Raw genomic sequence first — 23,341 nt, forward strand, 5'->3', positions numbered from 1 at the left:
ATCAGTTATTCTGCTCTTCCAGCGTTTCATCGTACCGTGCTACACATAATGCTCCCTCACCAATCGTTTGTGCCCCTTTTACTTCAACGACAGAATCCGTTCCTCCCGGGGCAGCATTCGGCACGCGGAATGTTTCAATATTTAAAGGCTCAATCGCTACTTCTTCCGGTTTTTCAAGCTGCGGCACCCAGTTATAAGGAACCCGGTAAGCACGGTAAACCATGTTTGAATTACGAGGATTTTTGTAAGGCGAGATGTACTCCCACACAATTTCATGCTCGGCATTCACTTCAAAAATACGGCCATTTGCCCCTTCTGTAATGAGGGTATTGCCATTTTCTAAACGCTGGGCAGAACTGATATACGGACTGTAGAAACGGAACGAATCTGTTGGTACCTGGAAGTTTGCCTCAAGTCCCGTATACTGCCATACAATTTCAAGGGTAACTGGGTCGATTTCCAACACGCGGGAATGATCGCGCGCAGCATTTTTGTTGCCGTTTGGTGATGCCGGATTTGGTGCGCCGTATCCGCCCCATCCGCCATTGTCAAATACTAATACATTGCCTTCGCCCGGCAGGCCTTTCGGAATAATATGGGCATGATGCTGTCCGATAATCCATCCCAGATGCTCGAGTTCAGGTGTTGAATAGTCAGGTCCAATCTGCCATACAATTTTGCCGGTACGCTTATCCGTGATGCCGATAATATTAGCTTCCCGTGCATCCCAAATAATATTGTCAGGATGGAATCTTTCATCCCCTGCATCATAATGACGGTTTGGCCCTACTGCCGAAATCGAATTGATATGCAGCCAGTCGCCTGACTCATTTCCGAAAAAGCGGCGATTCGGCTCTTCATAAATCACTTTTTTTGCTTCATCATCAAACTGGAGTTCGTCAAAGTGGTCGCTGAATGACCATTCCCATACGATGTTTCCTTCCCAGTCTACTTCCAAAATAACATCGTCCAGCAGCTCATACTTTGAAATCTCAGGCTTATGGACATTACGGTGTGCCAAAATAAGTGTATTTCCTGCATCTGTTTTTGGACTTTGTCCCGGTGCATAGTAGCCAACTGGATTTCCTTCGCGCTGATAGTCATGGTGTGCACGTGCGAGCCATCTTCCTTCATGTCCCGGGTCTGTAATGAATTCATGCTTATCAAATTTCCAGACGATATTCCCTTCAAAATCTACTTGTACAAGATCCCCTTCATCCTGAAACCCATGCTCCGGATCCCGGTTAAATGTATGACCCAGCACATATCCGCCTGGAAAAATCTTATTTGGAAAACCGCGAAGACCTTTCCACAAGTGAACTTCTTTTCCGTTCATATCAATTAATAAAGCACCGAGGCCAGGAGCTTGAAAAATGGTATAGCCGCTCCATGCTTTTTCTGGCGAATAAATCGTTGCCCCTGTCGGATGAATTGTTGGAAGTCCCATATGTTCCCTCTCCTTTTTATATCGATAATAGATGATCTAATAACTTAAAAAACGATTGTTTTGAATAGACGAAGCTTTTTTGCTTTCTTTTTCTAACGACATGATTTCTCCTGACAGTCCTTCTAAATTATTGATTAAGCGCGAATACAATTGGATTTGCAAGCGGATTTCTTCAGTTGAAAATCCGCCGAACAGAATGGAAATAAGGTTTGCCCCGATATCACTATTTCGGTTTAAGAATGCTCTCCCCTCATCCGTTACATCCAGCAAGACCATTCGCCTGTCTTCTTTATGGCGTTTGCGGGCGGCAAACCCTCTGCTTTCCAATTTGTCGCAAATAGCGGTGATGGCTCCCGAGGTAAGGTCTAGCTCTACAGCTAAATCCGTTAACCGCTGCTCACCATCTTGAATAATCTTTTTTAAAATTAAAAACCCGGGAAGCATCACACCTTCGATCGTGATTTTGTCGCGTTCTTTGATGAACTTGCGAACCATTTTGCGAAATAACCAATCCGCTTCTTCGAGCAATTCCATATCAATGTTTTCCATGCTCCCCCTCTCCAGGCTGAATGGGTATGAAAAAAGGCACCTTACACAGTTCAACATTCAGCTTGAAGAATGTTTTAAACTGTATAAGGTGCCTTTGGATGCCCAATCAGCCCTTAAATTTATTTTAACGCTAAAAGAATGAAGGCTAAACGATTTGATGTTCATATCTTATTCCCTTAATTCCAATAAGTCAAGTAAGAATTGTAAGAAATATTATTTTTTATTTAAAGAACAAGGCCGCTTTTTGATTCAAACAACATACCCTTTTAACAAATAAGATCTGTTCACAGAAGAATCCATATAGCCTCAAGGGCTTCTTCAATGTACTAATGAGCATGACTGACTATAAGCTTAAACGGTGCTTCTTATTCCTGCGGCTAAATAATTTGCTGTTTCAAAGATCGTTTATTTTGAGCTAGTTGGACAGCTATTTTCCCTGGTGTTAGAACCTTAGCCATCACCTTTTGTATTAAAGAAATGAGAAGACCCCTTCAAACTGCTTCATAATTAGTTGGAGAGGTTCACATTATCAGGACCTAGATCCAAAAAATAAATAGTGATCCATATTATATATGACTAATATGGATCACCCTTTTACTGCTTTTTTTTAGAAAATAGCGTGAAATGACTCGGTACAGACATTATCATTTAGCAGCTGTCTTTGGTACCTTTCATTCCCAGCTGGGGAGCAGCGTTAATAAAGAAAGTACGATTTAAAAAGACAAAAAAAACAATTATGAGAGAGCAGATTGGACAATACTGTCAGGACCAGATAGCCATTTGAACGTTTTTTCAGCCCAGGGAGAAGCTTTTTGGCGGCTGTTTCTGTATACCGTTTTTTTGTTTTTTCGAAACTCCTGATGTTTTCGTTTAATATATAATTGTAGACAAGCCGGCAGCAGCCGATCGTTTGGTTAATGATTTGTTTTTGCTCTTCACTTGGATGGATTTTAAACCGACAGGCTTTAAAATGAAGGCTCTTTTCTTCATCTTTTTGGCTTTTGTTATTTTCTCCACAACCGAAACATTTGTTCTATGTCTAATTATACTACTTTGATATTGGAGTTTTCAAAGAAAAAGAATGACTGAAAGAGCAGCGATTCATCCCCTCACTTAGCAAGCTTGAAGTTGGAATGTTCTCGCCAAAAATTATAAAAATACACTTACATAAGGGGGACATGACGTGAAAAAATGGCTTATTGGTTTGGCAGTTGCTACTGCTGCCTATTTTCTGTTAAAAGGATTGATGACGATGTTTTTTTATGGAACGCTTTTCCGGGTAGATTCTTTTCACATTTTTTATGGACGTCCTGACCAGGAAAAATTGGAAGATCTTGCACAGCAGGATGCGGCTATCATCGAGCCGACTGCTTTTACAAAAGAGGATCTTTCGTTTTTGCGGAAAAAAAACGTGATGCTGTTCGGCTATGTCAGCTTAATGCAGCTGGAAAACTGGAATGAAGAATTGAAACAGCACGTTGCCCCCTCCGATTATTGGTTACAGGAAGGCGAACGGCTTTATGTGCCGGATTGGGATACATATGTGATGAACATTAGCGAACCGCATTACCGTGATGTCCTGATGCATAAAATCAGCACTGAAATTGTTGAAAAGCAAATGGATGGCATCTTTTTTGATACCGTAGATGACCTCGATTATTATTTCCGTGATGATCTGGCTGCCAAAAAAGCGATGCAGGCTGGCTACAAACAGCTTCTTGACGAGGTTAAATCCGCTTACCCTGATTTGCTGATTATCCAAAACCGAGGGTTTGAATCCTACAAAGCTGTTTCTCGCAAAAAAGTTGAGGGCATCCTTTGGGAAGGGTTCGACAAACAGGATATAGAAAAAAGCGATTGGGCTCAAAATTGGCGGGAGTACTTCAAAAAAGAGCAGCGTTTCGGCCAGGTGCGTGTATTTACAGTTGTTTCAGACGATGCGAGCCTTCAACAAAGCAGACGCGACCGCTTTCCTGCTTTTATGCGGACAGGAGATACATATCAGTAATGAAATCAAAAAAGCATCTCTGAGCTAAAACCGTCAGCTTAAGAGATGCCTTTGCCTGTTAGTTATATGAACCGTCCACTTTTGTGAAGCTCGTAAACTTAAATCTCTTGCTATACCTGGCACTTTCTTTACCGGAAACAGTGGAAAAGACAGCAAATTCTTTTGTCCGACCCTTTTCCGCCAAGTATTGAATCCATTTTTGCCCCCAGCTACTGTCTTTCAGTTTGCTGTAATTGAAGCTTTCCCACAGCAGCGCGTCAACAAATGGTTGGGACCCTGCTTTTAGCGTATCAAAACCGCGATTTTGGATAAGCAAAAGCGAGCTGTCTTTCTTTTTTATTTCAACCAAAAGCACTTCATATGCTGCTCTGAATACGCTCTGTTCTTCATCACGTTTATGCAGATAATAATGTCATCAACCGTATCAAGAAATACGCCGTCCAAGGCTTTTGAGACAATGTCCGTGTTTACCTGATCTACCAGCAGCTGCTATAGTGAGCAGCAACACAATAAACATCGACACAATACGCTTGTGCACAGACTTCGCTCTCCTTTACGGTGATTCCTTTAACCAGGAATTACCACAGTAACCTGGCCATTATAACATGCATGTATCATGTCGTAGACCTGAGGCTTTGCGTCTCTACCTTTCGATAGATTTGCCCTTATGACAGTTTTGTGCTGCCACTTTCAGTGTAACGTATTTTGATGATATGCCCTACTGAATAAAATCCTTGTCCTGCTTTTCATTATACTGCATAATCACCATTATATTGGACCAATGACACATCACGTACACCTTCAACTTCATTGAGACGGCTCATAAAAGCTGTATTATCAATTTTCAGCCGTATCTCTGAGGTTTGCTCAATCACATTTTTGCGCACAATTTTTGATTTCAGTGTATGGTCAAGCTTTTGCAGTTCCTTCCTCACATCATCTGCCGCTTCTTCTGTGTAGTGAATAACAAGCAAATACAGTGTATCCGCGTGTTTTTTGCGGGATAAAATAATAAGTACACCGCCGATCACCCCAGCGCCGACAAACGTTAAAAAGTATAGCCCAGCTCCGCTTGAAATCCCGGCAGCAATGGCCCAAAACATAAACACAACATCAAGCGGGTCTTTAATGGCCGTACGGAAACGCACAATGCTCAGTGCGCCGACCATGCCGAGCGACAGAACCACATTAGTGCTGATGGTCATGATAACCAAGCATGTAATCATCGTCATAACAAGCAGTGTCGCATTAAAACTCGGGCTGTAAAGCACCCCTTTATAGGTAGACTTGTAAACAAAGTAAATAAATGCGCCGGCAATAAATGCCGTCAATAGCCCAAGCAGGATGTCAATAATCGATAGATTCCCGAACATAAAATCATTTAAAAAGTTTTTCTTTAAAATATCATTGAAATTAGTTGTCTCATTCATCTTTATCACTCTTTCATATACCGTGATAGCGGATTGAGGCCATACGGCAGTGCACATATTTGGAAATGGCAGATCGGTTGTGCGAATCAAGCTGAAGCACCTGCCGTATATAATCCGGCAGAAATTCATCGTACTTTACTTCAAGAATTGTTTTCGGGTAGTCGAGCACTTCTTCCGATACACCACTCTGATCAAACAAATCAATGGTATTCGTTACAAAGCTTAATTCTTTGTCAAACGTAATCCGGATATTGCTCATCGGCCCGACATACGCTTCACGCACATAATCCACAATTACACGCGGCTTCATATAATAACTGTTTAAATAATAATAAAACTCCTGGTAAAGCGGGCCTTCTTTTTCCTGCAAAAACGCATAATCCCACTCAAGAAGCCGCGTGTATTCACTGCGCGTAATAGGGACAGAAGATTTTAAGATGTATTCCCCCTGCCGGCTTTTTTTCTCAAGCCGGATGACAGAATCCGAATAATTGTATGTGCGGATCCGAAATTTTTTGCGCCGGAACACGCCATTGTTTTTTTGAATCAAGTCATGGTCATGCACATTGTCGAAATACAAGCTGCGGATCAAATAGCCGCGCTCATCAACTGAGTATTGATCCTGCGGCAAAAGCAGGCCAATTTTTTCACGCATCAATTCATAATCCCGCTCTGTAATATAAAACTTCAATTCATGGCGAAACTTTTTCACGAAGAGCTGCCTCCCGGCACGACAATTTGCTGTACGCCCCAATACACAATGCCAGCATTGTCGCGGTAGTAATCAAACGGGATTTGTTCATGGCCTTTGTCATCATGCACTAGAACTCGCCAGTAGTAGCGTCCTGCAGGTAAGGCCGCCATGTTGTACGTAAAGTCCGGCTGCTCTTTTATTTGCATAATCAATGACTCAAATCCAGGTGTTTTGCTTAGCTGAAATTCATAAGACAACTTGTCATTTTGCAAGTCATGCGACGCTTCCCACGTAAAGACATCGCGCCCATTTTTCCGCTCATAATGAAGAAAGATAGGCATCGGCACTTCAAGAGATTTCATGTACTGCTCTTTGTAGCGGGATGTAACCTGTTCAAGCTTCCGGTAGGCCGGATCAAATTCTGATGCTTCAATGCCTAGATAAGATAAATCCGGCTCCTGTAGTGCGAGCTGTTTTACAACCGGATAATACGAATCAATCAGTTCTTTGGTTGTTTTTTCCGTAATAATTGCCGAAAGTTCTTCTATTTTTGCGGTTAAAGCGGCCGCGTTCTCTGGATCACGCAAATACCGCCGGTGCAGCACTGTGCCCCAATAGCGCTGAATGCCCTGCTGCCACTGTGGAAGACCGTCTGTCCGCTCTGCATCACGGCCGAGTGCTTTATCAAAATCCCAAGGGATGAAATACCATTTCTTCGAATTCAGCGGACTGTACAAATAATAATTCGTCGACATCGTATCATAATTGCCAAATAAAATATTGACCGCAAGCCATGTTAAATAGTTATCTTCTTGAAAATACGTATCAAATACCTCATCAAACGGTTTTGACAAATCATTAATGTCATCCAGCATTTGCAGAAGCTCATCATGGTTCTCATTTCCGTTTATTTTCAGCACTTGTTCAAACTTTTTTTTGTCATAATTAGGATCATTTTGATGATTTAGCTGGTCCGGATAACGGTAAAACTCAAAATTTTCCGCTTTGTACAGATGGCCGTCCGGATTCAGCCCTCTCGCTGCCAGCGCTTCTTCATTCAGCTGTTCGACATGCGTGTACAAGCCGTAGCTCTTAAACTTGCCTTCTGAAGAAGGATCCGTCAAATCTTTCACATGCAGCTGGACGAAATTTGTCCGTAAACTGATCAGGTCTGGAATGCGGCGGAAATAATCAAACGCCAGCATATTCCGTACTCTTGTCCGGTCATCTGCATGCTTATTTAAATTAATGACACTCTGCCCGTACCAGAGGCCGCCATTGTCTTGAAGACGGATTTTATAGGACTTCTGTGCTTCCAGACGGCTTGAACGGCCGCGCAGCTCAATCGTCGCATTCGGCTTGTCCGTACCAAAAGAAATAAATCCGTTGTCTGATGGGCCTTTTGCTGTTCCCGTTTGAAACAGGATATCAAGTTTTGGCCCCGAATCAAGGTTGCTGTACTGCTTATAAGATTCATTTAAGTCATAAAATGTAATATCGTTTTCTGGCACAGCTGACTGGTCAAAAATCGTAATATATACGTGTTCAAGGTTTGTTCCGTTATGTCCTTCGTACACACGTTTGTCTTCTACTAACCGCTCCGACGGCTGGACAGCGGTGGCTTCCGTTTGAGTCTCAGGCTCGCTTGAAGCAGTCAGGGCTTCCGGCTGCTTCTCAAGCCAGGACTGTAAAAACATCAAAATAATAAACAACACGCCGATCCCAATCGATGTTTTTAAATAAGGCGGCCTTTTCATTTAAACTGCTCCTTTCAATCGAGGCTGCCGACTTTACGCAAAAACTGTTCTGTTCTTGTGGTTTTTTCTTTGTAGATAATCGGCTGATAACAAAATGTCGAATAGTCAATGTTATTGAGCTGCCTGATCAGCAGCCGGCTCCCGTACATAAAGCTCAGCACTGCCGCTGTGAACATGCCTGCTCCGTGCAGGCCAAACTGCCCGCTGAACAAAATGGTTCCGAAAAAGCTGAGTAAGGCATAAAGACCGGTTAAGAAAAAAGCGGCTTTCCGCTCATCAAAATAAAGCAAAAGCAGAAAGAAAGTGATCATTAAGCTTAAAAACCAGCTGCCAAGCACTACGACCATAAAAATATCAATCTGATCCTGCGTTAAACCTAGAAACGGCAAAAAGCGGACGCCGATAAACAAAAATACGAATGTGACAAGAAGCTGTACTTGTGCTAGAAACAGAATTTCAATGCGCAGTGTCCGATACATTTCCTGCTTAGCACTTTCAATGTCCTGCAGCGGAAACCCATTTAAAATGCGTCCGTAATATTTTTTATATGTCGTATAAAACGTTGTCTCAAGCGTGACCATAAATAAAACTAAGGCAGGCAGCACGCTCAAATATGCGTAAAAGACCGGCGTGTCATAGTAAGGCGCCATGACAAACGTATCTGCCACAATGACTCTTCGCTCTCCAAGCCAGATTGCTAGGTTATGTCCATACAGGCCAGCGTAATAAAACAAGCCTATAAAAAACAAAAACGGATATTTCTCCATATATGTTAAGAAGTAAAAATATTGCTTGTTGTTCAACTGGAAAAAACCAAAAATATCCTGCATCAGCATAACAGCAATAAGCAAAAATCCGACATCAAGCCCGATGAAAACCGAGGCCGCTGTTTTCATTCCGAACAGCCCGGTCGCTGCCCAGATGAAGAGTGCTGCCACCGTTATCCCGATCAAGTAGCCTTTCACGATTTTCCGGTAATCTTTCAGTGCGGACACATACATGGATAAAATCCAAATGATATTCAATTCTGCAAAAAATAAGTATGAAATAAATTTAAACAGAAGAGGAAGTGGAGATGACCAGTAAAAAAGCACAGCGGTGATAAACCCGATCAAAAGCACAATGCCAATTGCCCCGTACATGGAAGACAGCACATTTTCTTCTTTTTCCATAAACGTCTGGTCGGCTACAAAACGGGAAATGACGAACAGAAAGCCGCCGGTCAATATTTGCGAAAAAATAAACGCATATTGCACCGATGCCATAAATAGGTTCACTTCTGAACTTGGCGTATTTAAATGCACAAGCCATTCCCGCGCTGCTGTAATAAGCAAAATGCTTAAAAACATTGGACCGACTGCCGTCACAGTGGAATAGCCATACGCACGGAGCTGTGCGAAAAAGTTTGATTGGTTATACAGTTGTTTCAGCTGAAAGCCAATGCCCGCCATCGCGCTTCGCCTCCTCATATAAATGATTGTATCTTTCTATCATGCCTGGCAGCGTATAAAGCGAGGTCACCCGCTCCCGTCCGTTGCGCCCGTACTCCTGCCGGCGCTCCCGGTCACGTGCAAGGGCAACAATATCATTTGCCATTAAGTGAAAGTGCATTACCGGTACAATCGTTCCAGCCTGGCCGAACGAGTCGTAGGTGCCAAGCAAAAGCTCCGCACAGCTGCCGACATCGGTAGAGACAAACGGAATTTCCATGGCCAGCCCTTCCAAAATTACAAGCGGCTGCCCTTCACTGATGCTTGAGAGCACCATAATGTCAAGAAACGATAAATATTCCTGTACGTTCACAGCTCCTGTAAACACGAGATTACGAATGCTGAGGCTCTCGGCGAGTTCGACGCATTCTTCGTAATACTCTTCGTCTTCCTCATACGGCCCGATAATGTAAAAGTAGGCATCTTCTATTTCCTGCTGTACAATAGCAAAGCTCTGAATCACTGTTTTAATATCTTTAATTGGCACCACCCGGACCACTGCCCCGATATGAATGCCTGTTTCTTTCAATTTACGGTTTTGTACATGAAATTTACCGACGTCAATGCCATTAGCGATAGTGGACGTTTTATCAGCCGGGCAGCCAAGCTCTATTTGGATCTGGCGGCTTCCTTCAAAGAGCGATGACACCCGGTCAGCATGCTCATACGCGCATTGGGACAATTTGTAAAAATAATCAATCCAAATGTCTTTGAAGTATCCTTTAATCCAACCTGCTTTAATGATTTCCTCTTCCCGCTCTCGCGTGTAAATGCCGTGCTCCGTCAGCACAAAAGGCTTATTGTACTGATGCTTCGCCAGCGTACCAAGCACGCCGGCGTATCCTGTCGAGACGCTGTGATACAAATCCGCTTCCGGCATTTTCTGGTCAATGCACACAAACAGAGGCAGCACCATTGAACGAAGCGCCCAGAACATGTCGGTAAATGGCACGTGAACAAACCGGTTTGCACAAAGTGTCCGGACAATATCAAAGAAATCTTTGCTTGCCAAGAAATTTAAAATGGAATCTACCCGCCCACTCACGAAAAACTGAAAAAGCACATCCCAGTTTGTTTCTTTGCCGCCAATAAGGGACAAAAATGCTTCTTTTTCTTCCTCGGTTATGTTGTAGCGCTTGCCTGCTCGAATATTCTCATCCACATAAGCGCCAAGAAAAACGTCGTGCATTTCAAGTGAATTGGGCGGCTTCTCATATTTCCATGCGGCGCCTTTGGTTTCTTTTGCGGAAATGGAATAGATAATAAACTCATGTTCCGGCATATTTAAAATCATAGATTGAATCCAGCTTGATACGCCTCCCGTTACATACGGATACGCGCCTTCTGAAATCAGGCAAATTTTCACTGTAATCCCCCTAGAACGATAGAAAATGTCAACTGGTCTGCCGCCACTAAATACAAGTCTTTTCCGATTTTCTTTACTTCACAGTTCTCTGTTTCTGCAATAGTCCGGTTTGTTGAAAAATAATAATATGTCTGCGCTTTTTCTTTCATCGTTGTAGCGTAGAAAGTCAGCGTATTACCGTTATGCTCCTCATACAGGTCACTGTTTATATACGCATACGCTGCTTCTCCCGCTTCTGAAAGGGGAAGCGATCGAATCCACGGAATTTGATTGTGAATCGACTGCTGAAAATTAGAGAAAGCAGCCATCTGTTCTTCTGCATGACCTTCTTCAAAAAAGCGATATGGGAATAAGGAGTGAGCATAAAAACCACTTAGGGCCACTTCATTGAACAGCCGCCACTTTGTATGATCGTCCAGATCAAATCCTTCTACCGTCTTCGGCAGTACAATGGTTTCTTTCATTTCTTTTACGTATGCATTTGGTGCAAGCATCGCTGATACATCCTCCATCAAATCTACATTCGCTTCCAAAGATGAACTTACGGCCGAACGGACCGGATAACCTGGCAACGCTTCCTGTATGTGCTGAACAGAGGCTTCGTAGAAACGTGCCGACTGATCAGCTGTTTTGAATACAGGTTCCTGAACTGCCATTTCACCGCCCATACGTAGCAGTTCACGGCCATACAATCGCAAATCTTCAAGCACTCGAGACGGCTCTCCTTCTGAAGGTACGGCATCTTCCGGCGCTGCATAGGAAGCGGTGTAATTTAAATCATACTTTGATTCAATTCGCTGCAATTCTGGCCATACAACCGTGCGGTAATAATCACGGTTTGTATAAGAAGGCGATAAATCCCTGCCATCGGGCACCAAAAATGGAAAGCCGCTTAGCTCCGTAACGCGGGCATTAACAATGGGCATAATTACATGCTCAGACGCCTGCTGAATGCCTTTCACAAACAATGCTTGGTCTGCCACGGTCATGAACATAGTACCGTTAAAAATAATGAACGTCCCTTCCCCGTATGAAGCTTTCCATAATAGCGGAATACCGGATGAAGAAGAAGCGAAAAGTTCGGCATCGCCTGAAAGCCGGACAGACAGCGATGAATTAATAATGGTCTCTGATTCAAAAAAGGTGCCTCCGTTTTCTCCAAAAAATGGCTGCTCGAGCTCAATGCCGGATGTTTCCACGAAATAGCCAGTTTCCACTAAGCCAAGCGGCTGATAAAGAGCGGACAAAGCCGGACCAGGCGACGGGCGGACAGCTAAAAAGAGAGAACCGCCGTTTTTCACAAATCGGAGCAGCAGATCCGTTTCCTTTATCAGATCAATTTGCTCGGTTGCTACCACTACACTAGCATAACCCGCAAGGTTCGCTTCTGATTTAATCGAGGAAATCGGCCGGACGACAACGTCTTTTCCCATCAGCTCCAGCCGGTTTTTCAATGAATATTGAAGATCCGGCTGATCCGGACCTGTCAAAAGCAAATATGAAGGCACATACTGGCTTGCTTTCACTTCCTGCTGCAGTACGCCCTGCTCAGGTGGTTCATTGAAATAACGAAACTTCAATACCGCGTCCGAACGAGCGATTAAAAATAATACGCCGACAACAGCAATAAACGTTCCCATCGCATATATGCTGCGCTCAATTTTAAATTTTTTGTTCATATAAACCACCTTGTAACCAATAGCGCAGCTGGTTCAGCCGCTCAGGCGACAGGCGTATACTTGACGAACGAATTGTATCCACGAGCTGAAAAAAAGCTTCATTGTTCCGCATGTGAAAGTGAACATTCATCGCCGCAAAATACGCGTCCTCATGGTGCGGAAAGTGCTCCAGAAACGCTTCCGCTATCTCCAGTGCCTGCTGAAACTCCTTTAGGTCCAGCGCTGTGGCGATTTTTTCATTGTAATATAACGGGCTGTCTGACGGGTCAAGCGCCAGCAGCTGGCTCAGTGCCTGAGAGTACAGATACATATATTTTTTTCGCGTTTTCTGGTCAAGAAATTCCATTTGAATAGACTGTTTCAGTACGTCTACATATTGTTGAATGGTTTCAAGGCCAGTGCTGTCTTCCTGTAGCTTTCCTTCCAGCCGCTTCAGTTCTTTCATTAAATGGCTCTTCGCCTGCTGGAGAGCAGTGGCTGCATAATGGGATGTTTCGGTATCTTCGCTTTTTAGCGCCAGTGCCAAGGCTTCTGATTGCTGCAGAAATTCTTCTTTCAGCAAGCTGATCAGCGTTTTACGCTTTATATTGTTTTCATTCAGCGTAAGCGCATCTTGAAACGGAATAATATTCGTTTCCAGTTCGCGGTCTGGCGCTTGCAAGGAAACATCCTCATATTCTTCACGCCTTAACAGCCACTCCGGCAGTTCTCCTTCTTGGGCCGGCTTTTTAAACATAGCCAAAATAACCAGAACACCCAAAAAGGGGCAGCTGATTAAAATCATTGCCTGAAGCGTAGCCCCTTTCCGGCGCAGAATAAACAACACAATGCTATACAGGAGTGCGAGGGCGTAGTATACAGTTAGCCCATTAGCCAACATGAGATAATTCCTCCTCTATTACGGCTGCATCAATGCCCTTTTTACCGAGCCGGTCTACTACTAGTGCTGCGTCGCTTGATTCTGTATTTGATAAAATAATGTGGAGTTCTCCTTCTTCCGTAAAACCAAAATAATCTGTTGTCCGGAGTGTGGCTCCGATCGACTGTAATCTTTCTTTATCATGCTCCTCCCCATAGACCTGAAGTAATGTATACGGAATATGAAGCGTTCCGGCTGCCTGCTGTTTTTGCTCCAAAATCCGGGCAAAGTACGCCGGCTTAAGTGCTGTCGTTTCTTCTACGTACCGCTCATGGTTGATTTCTTGAATATAACTGGATGAGCGTTCAAGTGCCGCGCTGATAAGGCGCGTCACAACATCGACCAAGTTTCGAAATGACAATGTCAGCTGCTGAAACGACACATCGTAGCACACAATCATAGCGACCGCTTTGTTCCGCTGCACAATCGGCGCTACAAAGAACGGGTCAGACGGTGAAAGTGAATGGTTAAAACCGAGCTTCTTCTCACTGACTGCTCTACTGATGAGTGAATTTTCTTCTATTTTCAAGGATGCACCCGGCATAAACAATGGGTCCCCTGATTTGGCAGCCAGACGGGCAAATCCATTTGGCGCAATAGAATACAGCGCAAAATGCTTCGCTTTTAATGTTTGTTCAAGTACGTGAATCGAACCGGCAAATAGGGCTTCTGGCTCAAGGCTGTCTAATGAGCGGGTTGCTTGGTAAATCTGGCCGATTCCGTTATCAGAACGTAAAATTTGCTGCTGCAACTCGTTTTTAATTTCAAGCGTTTCTTCATAAACAGATGATAAAAACGAATACTGTGCCTGCGAGGAGGCCAGCTCATCCTTTGTATACAACAGCTCGATTTTTCGCCGGTCCACAACGTAGCTGACGATAAGCCCGATCAGCAAATAAATGGTGAACGTAGCAAACAACTCATTATCCATAAACAGAGAAACGGGTTCCCTTCCTGAGCTAAAGGCTTCATTTACGTAAACAGCAATTGCTAGAAAGGAAGAGAAAACAGCTTGTGTTTTGCCGAATAAGAGAGCTGCCAGCAGCACGTAAATCATCCAAAAATCTATTACTTCTAAAGCCGGCACTGCAATAATGGAAAGTATATAAAACATAAGAAACAGCACAATATTTTCCGCAAGGTGCATCCAGTGGCTTGCCCACAAAGTAGAACGGGGTTTTCTTTCCTTCACTGGTTCCGAAGCTGGCATGTTTTCATAATAATCCAGCGTGGTTTTCAATCCCTCTTCCAGTGAATACTTCGGCACCCAGTCTAAATCTTTTTTCAGCCTCGTATTGTCCAGCTGTGAAAACGCAATGTCCCCCTCTTTTGGGTCAAGAAAGTCAATCCAATGCTGTCGCTTCCCATTCGTTAGGGCCGTAATCAGCTCATTAATACTCGTTTGTGTATTATTTGATACGTTGTAAATACCGCTCAGCCCGCTGATCACACCCCGATACACAGCCTCTGCCACATCGCCAGCATAAATAAAGTCACGTGTCTGGTCACCGGTTCCAAAAACGGTAATGGCTTCTTGTTTTAAAAGCTTGGTCGTATAAATGGAAACCACACCGCTTTCCGCACTTACATGCTGTCGCGGGCCATATACATTGGAAAAACGGAACACAAGTGATGACAGCCCGTACAGCTCATCCCACTTCCGGCAATACAGTTCCCCGTTCATTTTGTTAATGCCGTATGGTGAAACCGGGTCAAGCTTATCCTCTTCTTTCAGCGGCAATGACACGTTTTCTCCATATACTGCTGCTGATGAACAGAAAACAAACGTTTTAACGCCGTACTTTTTCGACAAATTCAGCATATTGATAAGTCCAAGAATGTTCGTTGATGAATCTTCAAATGGCTTTTCAATTGATCGCTGTACGCTTGTCTGCGCCGCACAATGAATGACTACATCAAACGAATGCGCTTTAAAAAAACTCTCACATTTTTCATCCGCGACATCCCCAATAAATGACCGGTGTTTAAAATCAATATTTTCTTTCCTTCCGGAAAATAAATTGTCGATAATAAACACACGATGGTCTTCTTTAAAAAAGCGTTCCGCAATAAACGAGCCGATAAATCCATATCCGCCCGTGACCAGTACGTTCATACACACTTCTCCTTACTGTCGAATCTTTCTCCATTTTTTCATCGATAACACTATATAACTATTGTGACAAATTTCTTAAATACTACTGAAAGGCAAGAAAAAAGTATTATTTGTCTAAAAAGTATAATGTGATGGGCATTACATGGATTTCACGGCTATGATCCTTTTAAAAAGAAACACCTCAATACTGTCTCTTCCTACAAGATTGAGACATATCCAGACGGTAGATAACATGGCGTATGATATAAATCTCTTATGTTTCACGCGTCCTCAAACTTCCCTTTTGACATAAAGAACAATTAGCAGTGCAAGACTACAAATCTATCTTTACACATGAATTTTTCTATTTTAACTATGTTTTCAAAGGCTATTTAAGATAAATAAATACATTCTTTTATACCTTATTTTTCCTTAACAATATTTTTATTATATAATGTCCAGGCTAAAATTCCTATCTATTTTAAAATCTATGCTTGCCATCATTATCACTACCCACCTTTTTATCCAAAAATCCCCTTATATTTTCTATAGCAGTATAACCATATACTAGAAATGCAAAAAAAAAACCGTTCATTAAAATGAACGGTTGCGCCACTCGCTCCCAATTTGCCAGGCGCCCATCTACAGCAAATTGTTCATTGCATTCTACTATATAATAAAAAGGTAGTACTTTTTTGTCAATTTTTAGTTCAAAATGACAGATTTTACTGCCTTAACAAATCATATATCTTAAGGTATTTAAACTCAATCTTACGCATGCATGGCAATGATGAATAGTCTTCCAAAAAAATAAATAACAAAAAACTGACTCAAAAGAGTCGTAATCAACGACCTTTTGAGTCAGCCTCATTTTTTAACAATGTACCCGTTTTTTTATAATTCTTAAAGAAAATGTGTCTAATATCCTGTTTTAACCATTCTAATAAAGTCATCTAAAGTTATTTACTTTGAATGCCTTCTTATCCTCTTGTCATACATTGATTTTCTTTAAAATTAAACTTTTTATAAAAACTGTGAGAATTTGAAGTAGGAAGTGCAAACTTGGTATTTTTAATTTCTGGATGTTCTAATATTAAGAAAAAGCACTGCTCTATTGAACTACCACCCACTTACCTGACGGTGGAAGTGGGGGATTCCTGGGCAAGAGGATCTTCGACCCCCAGTAATCAGGCTAACCCCGTATTCCAACGGTTTTATGACCAATCTTAAATAGACTGAAGTGAAAGAAGCCGAAGGGCTTCTCTTTTGATGTTCAGGCTCGCATTCAGGTCTCGGTCGTGACGCACGCCGCAGGATGGACACTCCCACACCCGGACAGCGAGATCTTTTACATCCTTATGCTGGTGGCCACACCCGGAACAGAGCTGGCTTGATGGGAAGAACGGATCGACTTTTATAATCGTCCGTCCGTACCACTTTGCTTTGTAAGCGAGCATTTCGTTGAACCTCGACCATGACGCATCGTGAATCCCCTTGCTTAGCTTTTTGTTTTGGACGAGATTCTTCACGGACAAATTCTCCACTGCGATCACTTGGTTTTCATGAACGAGTCTAGTCGTCAGCTTGTGAAGAAAATCTTCTCTTGTGTGTTTGATTTTTTCGTGCAGTTTAGCAATCTGGGCTTTATTTTTTTTCCACGATTTCGAACCTTCTTTTTTACGCGCAAACGCACGCTGAAGAAAGGCTAATCGCTTTTCGTATTTCTGGTAGTATTTCGGGTTAGCAATGGATTCACCATTGGAGAGCACGGCAAACTCTTTTAATCCCAGATCAATGCCAACGGCATCCGTGGTGCTTGGTTTGTACGGGGAATAAGGCATCTCGCAAATGACCGAAATAGAATACCGGCCGGTACTGCTGCGGCGCACGGTGACACGCTTGATGTCGCCTTCAATGTTTCGGGACTTGGAAAAACGAATCCAGCCGAGTTTCGGCAGCTGAATGCGATTGTCCACGATTTTGATATTGTTATTTGTCATTTTGGTTGTGTAGCTTTGGACCGGGTTTTTCTTACTTTTGAATGTCGGATGGCCCTTAAAGTCATACGCCGTTGGCGTATAGCCTTCTGCACATTTTTTAGCGGCTCGTTTTTTTAATTCTTTTTTCGGCTGTTCCTTATATTTTTTGAATCCTTCGTACTGATATTCGATGCTTGCCTGAAGAGCAATACTGTCAGAACCAGACAACCATTTGAACGTTTCTTTTAGCCCAGGGAGGAACTTTTTAGCAGCTGTTTCTGTATACCGTTTTTTTGTTTTTTCAAAACTCTTGATGTTTTCATTTAATATATAATTGTAGACAAACCGGCAGCAGCCGATCGTTTGGGTAATCAGTTGTTTTTGCTCGTCACTTGGATGGATTTTAAACCGAAAGGCTTTAAAATGAAGGTTCTGTTTTTCATCTTTTTTGGTTATTATCATTTTTCTCACCCACCTGAACATTTGTTCTATACCTAATTATACCATTTTAGCAATACAGCGTTCAAGGAAAAAGAATGACTGAGAGAGCAACGATTCATCCCCCACTTTAGCAAGCTTGAAGTGGGGGTGTTCTCGCCGAAGATGATAAATGAGTAGTGCTTTTTCTTGTCTTTAGATACGTAACATATATTTATATAATAAGAATTTCATTTAACATCAACAAAAGTACACCTAATCAAAAGCATACTTTTGATTAGGTGTACTTTTGACTAGGTATACTTCTGCTTATAAACAAATTGTTTGTTCTCTTGAATGGATTAAGCCAAAAGTAAACGTTATAACGCTACGTTCCCGCTTGAACAAAAAATCAAAGTCTTCAATTTAGTGAGAGTTAGGCGCTAATTTTTTTGTTCAATTACAGTTTGCTATTTTATATGGATTGTCCACATTAAATAATAAATTAATTTACAGGGTGCTTAGCTTTGAAATAATAGGCTTATTCATTTCAGCTAATGTTTCATTTACATAATCGGTTATATTGACATCCTTCTGCAAGTTCCCTTTCCATGCGTCTAATTCCCACTTCACCAGCTGGTCAGAATGTTCAACAATCAGCCTGCTTCGTTCAAACCGTTCCTGCATAAATTGATCTAGTGTGTTTTCTATAGAGAGATTTCTCTTTAAAAGTTCAGCCAGCACAATTACATCTTCAATGGCAAGCGAAGCACCCTGCCCTAAATGCGGTGCTGTTCCATGAGCTGCATCGCCAACCAGCAGCACTCTTCCTTTATACCAGGGCTGAGGGATAAGGTGGCTGAATATCGGCCGGTATACGACTTGTGAAGGATCCGTTATTTGATCTGCATACTCTTTGATAATGCCGCCAAACTCAGAAATTCGTTCTTTCAGCAACGTGTGCAATTGATCAGCAGGCATTTTAGGATTTCCTGGTTCAGGTGTGGTGACCAGCAAGTACATTTTATCGTCAGACATAGGGACGAGACCTGCTTTTGCTTTACGGCCGTAATAAAAAAGGCCTCTAGCTATATCTTTAGGACGAGGAAGCGTATAGCGCCATACCCCTTGTCCGCAATATTGCTGCGGCACATCGCCAAATATCATTTTACGTACAATAGAATTAGCACCATCGGAACCAAGAAGCAGATCATACTGGCCGGAGATCCCGTTGCTAAGCTCAACAAAAACTCCCTCAGGAAGAGGTTCAATCCTGCTTACCGTTGTTCCCATATAAATCTTGGTTTCCGTTTGGTGAACAGCATCTAATAAAATATTGTGCAGTTTTTTTCTCGAGATGCCGTTTACACCCGGATACCCTTCAATAGTAGGGCAGTCTCCATCGTTTAGCAAATGCCCTTGTGCTGTATAATAATCAAACCCTGAGTAAGAGAATCCTTGCTTCATACACTCTTTTGCCAGCCCGATTTCATTAAGAGCTCTCAGTGCATTTGGAGGTTGAATAATCCCTACTCCGTACACATTCCACTCTGATGTTTTCTCTGCTATTTCAGCTCTTATGCCGTTTTTTGCTAAAGCAATGGCCGCCGTTAGTCCACTGATTCCTCCGCCAACAATGAGTACTTTTTTTACATGTTCATTTGTCATTATTTGACCTCCTCATCCCTGGTTTGTTTGTCCGTCTATCATGGCTACTGCACGTGTCCAGCCGGCACTGCCTCCTTTAATTTTGACCGGCAGTACAGATACTTTAAAACCATAAGGCGGCAGCTGGTCAAGGTTAGCTAATTTTTCGATTTGGCAGTATTCTTTTTCTTTCCCCGCATAGTGTGCTGCCCACAGTACACCAGGCCGCGGATTCTGCTTATATTCGGCTGCCTGGATAGCAAGTGGTGTATCCCAGCCCCATCCATCTGTTCCCATTACCCGGATCCCCTGCTCAATCAGCCAAAGTGTCGCTTCGGCTGAAACGCCTACATGGATTTCACTGTAATCTGCGTCATACCGTTTTTTATCTGCATCACAGCGAATCATGACAATATCAAATGGCTGCAGCCGATAATCCATCTGGCTAAGCTTTTCTTGAATATCTTTACTGGTAACAGCGTAGCCGGCTGGACGGTCCGTAAAATCAAGAACCACACCATTTCCGAAAAACCACTCCAGAGGCATTTCATCAATAGTCCGTGCTTTTTTCCCTTCAGACGTCGGCCAGTAATGCCAGGGAGCATCTACGTGAGTTCCCGCATGGCTCGTTATGGTCAAAAAATCCCCTGCCAGTCCTTTTCTCTCCGGAAAATCATCCGGTTCAACACCGGCCAGCTTTGCTCCGAATTCTGCTCCTTCTTCGTGTGTTTCATAACGAATAGAAAAAGGAAGAGGATCTTTTAAATCCTCTTCAATTGAGACGCTTAAATCAATGATTTTCACTTCAGAAGCCTCCTTATTTTAAACTATTTTATTTTTAAGGCTGCCAATCCCTGCTATCTGAAGTTCTACATCGTCGCCCGGCTCAAGCCATCGATATGCTTCAGCTCCTGTTTCCATCAGGCAGCCGAAGCCAACTGTTCCCGAACCAATGATATCTCCCGGCTGTAATTCTACTTCTTCAGAAGCACGCTCGATCATCTCCGCAAAACTAAAATACACGTCTTTAAAATTCCCGGATGAGATGACTTCTCCATTAATGGATGCGGTCATTTCTAGATCAAAGCCTTTTCCTGATTTAAGAGATTCAAATTCATCTTTTGTCACGATACTTGGACCGATAGAGGTCGCAAAATCCTTCCCCTTCGCCGGGCCCAGCAGTACTTTCATTTCTTTCATCTGGATATCCCGGGCAGACCAGTCATTTAAAATGGTATAGCCGAAAATATGCTCTTCTGCCTCATCCGCCTTAATGTTGATTCCTTTTTTTCCGATCACACAGGCCAGCTCCAGCTCGTAATCAAGACGTTCGCAGCGATCGGGCCTCTTTACCTGTTCGCCCGGTCCTTTCATTGCATTCGCATTGGAAAAGTAGAAAATCGGCATCTCATACCATTCCGGCGCAACTTCATCACCCGAGCGTTTTGTCGCATTTTTGACATGCGTTTCAAATGCCACAAAATCACGGAAACTATTAGGGTTTGGCAGTGGTGCAGCGAGACGGGTGTCTTTTACCGGAAAAGCCGGCAAATGGGCTTGATTTTTTATGTCATTGACAATAGTCATATGTTCTTCTGCATTTTCCAGAAAGTCTGCCATGTTGTCCGGCAGCTGCCCGTTAGACGCTTCATTCATATCAATTACAAAATCCCCGCTCAGCCATCCTGCTTTTTTCTGACCATCTGGATGAAAAAAGGTAACGAACTTCATAGATGTCCCTCTTTCTTAGCTCATTAGCTGTTCTTTTAGCCAGTCATACATTTCATACGTTTCCGTAATATTGTCTACCTGACAGTGGGAAGACCCTGGACTGCTTGCCGGAATGATTTTCAGCCAGCGCGGACATGTCAGGTCATTGTAAACACTGTAGGCGTTTTCCACGACATTCTGCCGGTCGTCTTCGCCATGAACAATATACGTTGGTACTTGAATTTTCTCCGCAACGCCCCGCAGGTTATAGTGTTGAAGTTTTTCCCTTGCTGCCGGCATACCTTCTACACCAAAAATATGCTGCAGAATTTTTGCGAGCGGGTGATTATCCGGCCGTTTTGCCCAGACATCATTATAGTCATATACCGCTCCCCAGATAGCGCACGCCTTAAAGCGGGGCTCAAAAGCAGCACATCTCGCTGCCATGTAGCCTCCCATTGAGACCGCCATAACGCCAATTCTGTCAGGGTCTACATTAAGATTTTCCACTGCCCATTCATAGGCTGCCGTTCCCGCTGTATTGTAGTCATGGCGTGAGTGAATGTGATGAAGCCGCAGTGCTCCACCTTGGCCAGGGCCATCAAGTGCCAGGAGTGAAATGCCGCGTTCATTCAGCAGCTGGGCTGGACCGAAATATAACTCTTCTGCTGTAGAGTCAAGCCCGCCAAACATCACCATGAGAGACCCTTTTTCCTGGCCGGGTGCTTCAAAATAGTATCCTGGAAGGGCTGCGTGTTCAAATGGAATTTCTACGGCTTTTGGCGGATTAGCCAAAAGCTCCGCACCCTTCCGGAACGTTTCTACGCCTTTCTCGTAAACTGGCAGTTTTCTTTCATCATCCGGCTGCAGAAAAAACTCAGCTGTCCGGAAATAATTAGCTGCCCGCAAATAAGAGGCGCGTGCGGTTTCAAGATGGTTTTGATCCATCGCATCATTGGCTTTTGTTAATGTTTTATTCGCAAGCTTCGCCCACTCATAGTGAAAGCTTTCATAATCCCCTACTTTAATCCGGCTAGCAACGTCTAAAATTTCATTGGTTTCTCCTCCGCCGAAATATGTCTGGCTAATCATTCTGACAACCTGGTAAGACCACATGTAATTATCGGGAAAATAATGCCACATCTTTGAACACCTCTTTATTCAATTTCTTTTACTTGATCACTTTTCCTTTTGCATCCCACGGCATTTCTCTTCCCCAGGCATCATTTGGATTTTCGGCAAGGCTCCATTTAAATGGACCGAAATCAGGTTCAAAAACGAGGTGAGCCCCTGCATATAATTCAAAACGGTTCCCGCCCGGCTCATCCACATAGAAGAAAAAGCCTTCTGCTAATGCATGGCGTGTAGGCCCGCCCATTGCCAGCTCGTAACCGCTTTCCATGATGTGGTCCGCAGCCATTAGCACTTCTTCACGGCTTTCAACTGAATAGCATAGGTGGTTGAATCCGCCTCTTTTGCCGTTATGTCCTTTTAAGAAAGCGATATCATGAGAAAGATTTGTAACAGAGAGCCAGGCACCAATTTCAGGGCTTGCCGGATCATCGGCATCTAAGAAAATGCCTTCGTTATAGCGGAAGCCAAGTCCCTGGTAAAACTCCCGGTCTTTTGTGACATCGTTTGTGTGAAGCGTAATATGGTCAATCCGGCGTGGAGAAATACCGCGTTTCGGATTTTTCTGCGGACGGTTTTTCCATCTGCTCCGGAGTGCATCTGGCGCTTCATACAGTTCGACATCCCAGAAGATCTCTTCTACATGTCCATCCGGCGACTCGAATCGATAAGCACGTCCATGTCCAAGATCTCCCTCGATCCAGCCCCAGCCTGCTCCTGTACTTTCTAAATAAGCGACTGCTTCTTCAAGAGCAGCCGGACTGTCTGCCCGCCAGCCAATGTGTCCCAACCCTGCTTCCGGACCAGCCGTTAACTTTAAGCTGTGGTGATAATGTTCACCCCAGGCACGGAAATAAACAGAGTCTCCTTGTCTTCCGGATTCTTCTAAACCGATTACTTCTTTAAAAAATTCTGTTGATTCTTCCAGCTTTGGAGTGATTAATTCAACGTGTGCCAAATGAGAAATAAAATGCGGATTTTTATTCATTTTTTTCGCCTCCAATTATATGCTTTCCTCTAAAC

The 23,341-nt window shown here is 43.2% G+C and carries 18 protein-coding genes, 1 pseudogene and 2 riboswitches; of the genes and pseudogenes, 1 reads left to right on the top strand and 18 read right to left on the bottom strand.

What is annotated here, in order from left to right; all coding sequences use genetic code 11:
• Nucleotide 1 precedes the first annotated feature (1 nt).
• From M3221_RS21165 to M3221_RS26910, 3 genes and pseudogenes are all read right to left on the bottom strand, one after another.
• A complete protein-coding gene (locus M3221_RS21165) occupies nt 2-1,447 on the bottom strand; it encodes an aryl-sulfate sulfotransferase (RefSeq protein ID WP_251273675.1) in 1,446 nt (481 codons plus the stop codon).
• 36 nt (nt 1,448-1,483) lie between these two features.
• Nucleotides 1,484-1,996: a MarR family winged helix-turn-helix transcriptional regulator gene (locus tag M3221_RS21170; RefSeq protein ID WP_251273676.1), complete on the bottom strand. Its 513-nt coding sequence runs from the start codon at nt 1,994-1,996 to the stop codon at nt 1,484-1,486.
• A 694-nt stretch (nt 1,997-2,690) separates the two neighbouring features.
• Nucleotides 2,691-2,951, bottom strand: a pseudogene (locus M3221_RS26910) (helix-turn-helix domain-containing protein); the annotation flags it as partial.
• A gap of 228 nt (nt 2,952-3,179) precedes the next feature.
• Between M3221_RS26910 and M3221_RS21175 the strand changes: the two are divergent.
• A complete protein-coding gene (locus tag M3221_RS21175) occupies nt 3,180-4,004 on the top strand; it encodes an endo alpha-1,4 polygalactosaminidase (protein ID WP_251273677.1) in 825 nt (274 codons plus the stop codon).
• A gap of 58 nt (nt 4,005-4,062) precedes the next feature.
• Here the strand turns inward: M3221_RS21175 and M3221_RS21180 are convergent, their stop codons facing one another.
• From M3221_RS21180 to M3221_RS21250, 15 genes are all read right to left on the bottom strand, one after another.
• Nucleotides 4,063-4,359 carry a hypothetical protein gene (locus M3221_RS21180; RefSeq protein ID WP_251273678.1) on the bottom strand — a complete coding sequence of 99 codons (297 nt, stop codon included), beginning with the start codon at nt 4,357-4,359 and terminating at the stop codon, nt 4,063-4,065.
• 227 nt (nt 4,360-4,586) lie between these two features.
• Nucleotides 4,587-4,678: riboswitch (cyclic di-GMP riboswitch) on the bottom strand.
• Nucleotides 4,679-4,753: 75 nt separating this feature from the next.
• On the bottom strand, nt 4,754-5,434 hold the full coding sequence (locus tag M3221_RS21185) for a DUF4956 domain-containing protein (RefSeq protein ID WP_251273679.1): 681 nt from the start codon (nt 5,432-5,434) through the stop codon (nt 4,754-4,756).
• A gap of 13 nt (nt 5,435-5,447) precedes the next feature.
• Entirely contained in the window at nt 5,448-6,146 is a 699-nt protein-coding gene (locus M3221_RS21190; protein ID WP_251273680.1) for a polyphosphate polymerase domain-containing protein, read from the bottom strand.
• Nucleotides 6,143-7,885, bottom strand: a complete 1,743-nt coding sequence (locus M3221_RS21195; RefSeq protein ID WP_251273681.1) for a CotH kinase family protein — start codon at nt 7,883-7,885, stop codon at nt 6,143-6,145. The genes M3221_RS21190 and M3221_RS21195 overlap by 4 nt, the downstream gene beginning before the upstream one ends.
• Before the next feature lie 14 nt (nt 7,886-7,899).
• Complete coding sequence (gene pelG, locus M3221_RS21200) at nt 7,900-9,336, bottom strand: exopolysaccharide Pel transporter PelG (protein WP_251273682.1); 1,437 nt, start codon at nt 9,334-9,336, stop codon at nt 7,900-7,902.
• Nucleotides 9,299-10,741 carry a GT4 family glycosyltransferase PelF gene (gene pelF, locus M3221_RS21205; protein WP_251273683.1) on the bottom strand — a complete coding sequence of 481 codons (1,443 nt, stop codon included), beginning with the start codon at nt 10,739-10,741 and terminating at the stop codon, nt 9,299-9,301. Before pelF ends, pelG begins: the two co-directional genes overlap by 38 nt.
• Nucleotides 10,738-12,420, bottom strand: a complete 1,683-nt coding sequence (locus M3221_RS21210) for a DUF2194 domain-containing protein (protein WP_251273684.1) — start codon at nt 12,418-12,420, stop codon at nt 10,738-10,740. The genes pelF and M3221_RS21210 overlap by 4 nt, the downstream gene beginning before the upstream one ends.
• Nucleotides 12,404-13,300 (bottom strand): hypothetical protein, encoded by an 897-nt coding sequence (locus M3221_RS21215; protein ID WP_251273685.1) that lies wholly within the window; start codon nt 13,298-13,300, stop codon nt 12,404-12,406. The genes M3221_RS21210 and M3221_RS21215 overlap by 17 nt, the downstream gene beginning before the upstream one ends.
• Nucleotides 13,290-15,455 carry an NAD-dependent epimerase/dehydratase family protein gene (locus M3221_RS21220; protein WP_251273686.1) on the bottom strand — a complete coding sequence of 722 codons (2,166 nt, stop codon included), beginning with the start codon at nt 15,453-15,455 and terminating at the stop codon, nt 13,290-13,292. The genes M3221_RS21215 and M3221_RS21220 overlap by 11 nt, the downstream gene beginning before the upstream one ends.
• A 571-nt stretch (nt 15,456-16,026) precedes the next feature.
• Nucleotides 16,027-16,110, bottom strand: a riboswitch (cyclic di-GMP riboswitch).
• Between the two features lie 550 nt (nt 16,111-16,660).
• Nucleotides 16,661-17,875, bottom strand: coding sequence for an IS200/IS605 family element RNA-guided endonuclease TnpB (gene tnpB, locus M3221_RS21225; protein ID WP_251273687.1), 1,215 nt, complete (start codon nt 17,873-17,875; stop codon nt 16,661-16,663).
• A 465-nt stretch (nt 17,876-18,340) separates the two neighbouring features.
• On the bottom strand, nt 18,341-19,498 hold the full coding sequence (locus tag M3221_RS21230; RefSeq protein WP_251273688.1) for an FAD-dependent oxidoreductase: 1,158 nt from the start codon (nt 19,496-19,498) through the stop codon (nt 18,341-18,343).
• Between the two features lie 12 nt (nt 19,499-19,510).
• A complete protein-coding gene (locus tag M3221_RS21235) occupies nt 19,511-20,281 on the bottom strand; it encodes a cyclase family protein (protein ID WP_251273689.1) in 771 nt (256 codons plus the stop codon).
• An 18-nt stretch (nt 20,282-20,299) separates the two neighbouring features.
• Entirely contained in the window at nt 20,300-21,208 is a 909-nt protein-coding gene (locus tag M3221_RS21240) for a fumarylacetoacetate hydrolase family protein (protein WP_251273690.1), read from the bottom strand.
• A 15-nt stretch (nt 21,209-21,223) separates the two neighbouring features.
• Nucleotides 21,224-22,330 (bottom strand): alpha/beta hydrolase family protein, encoded by a 1,107-nt coding sequence (locus M3221_RS21245; protein ID WP_251273691.1) that lies wholly within the window; start codon nt 22,328-22,330, stop codon nt 21,224-21,226.
• Nucleotides 22,331-22,358: 28 nt separating this feature from the next.
• Nucleotides 22,359-23,306, bottom strand: a complete 948-nt coding sequence (locus M3221_RS21250; RefSeq protein ID WP_251273692.1) for a VOC family protein — start codon at nt 23,304-23,306, stop codon at nt 22,359-22,361.
• Between the last annotated feature and the right edge of the window lie 35 nt (nt 23,307-23,341).

The sequence above is a fragment of the Domibacillus indicus genome (genome assembly GCF_023715895.1).
GTDB lineage: Bacteria > Bacillota > Bacilli > Bacillales > Domibacillaceae > Domibacillus > Domibacillus indicus_A.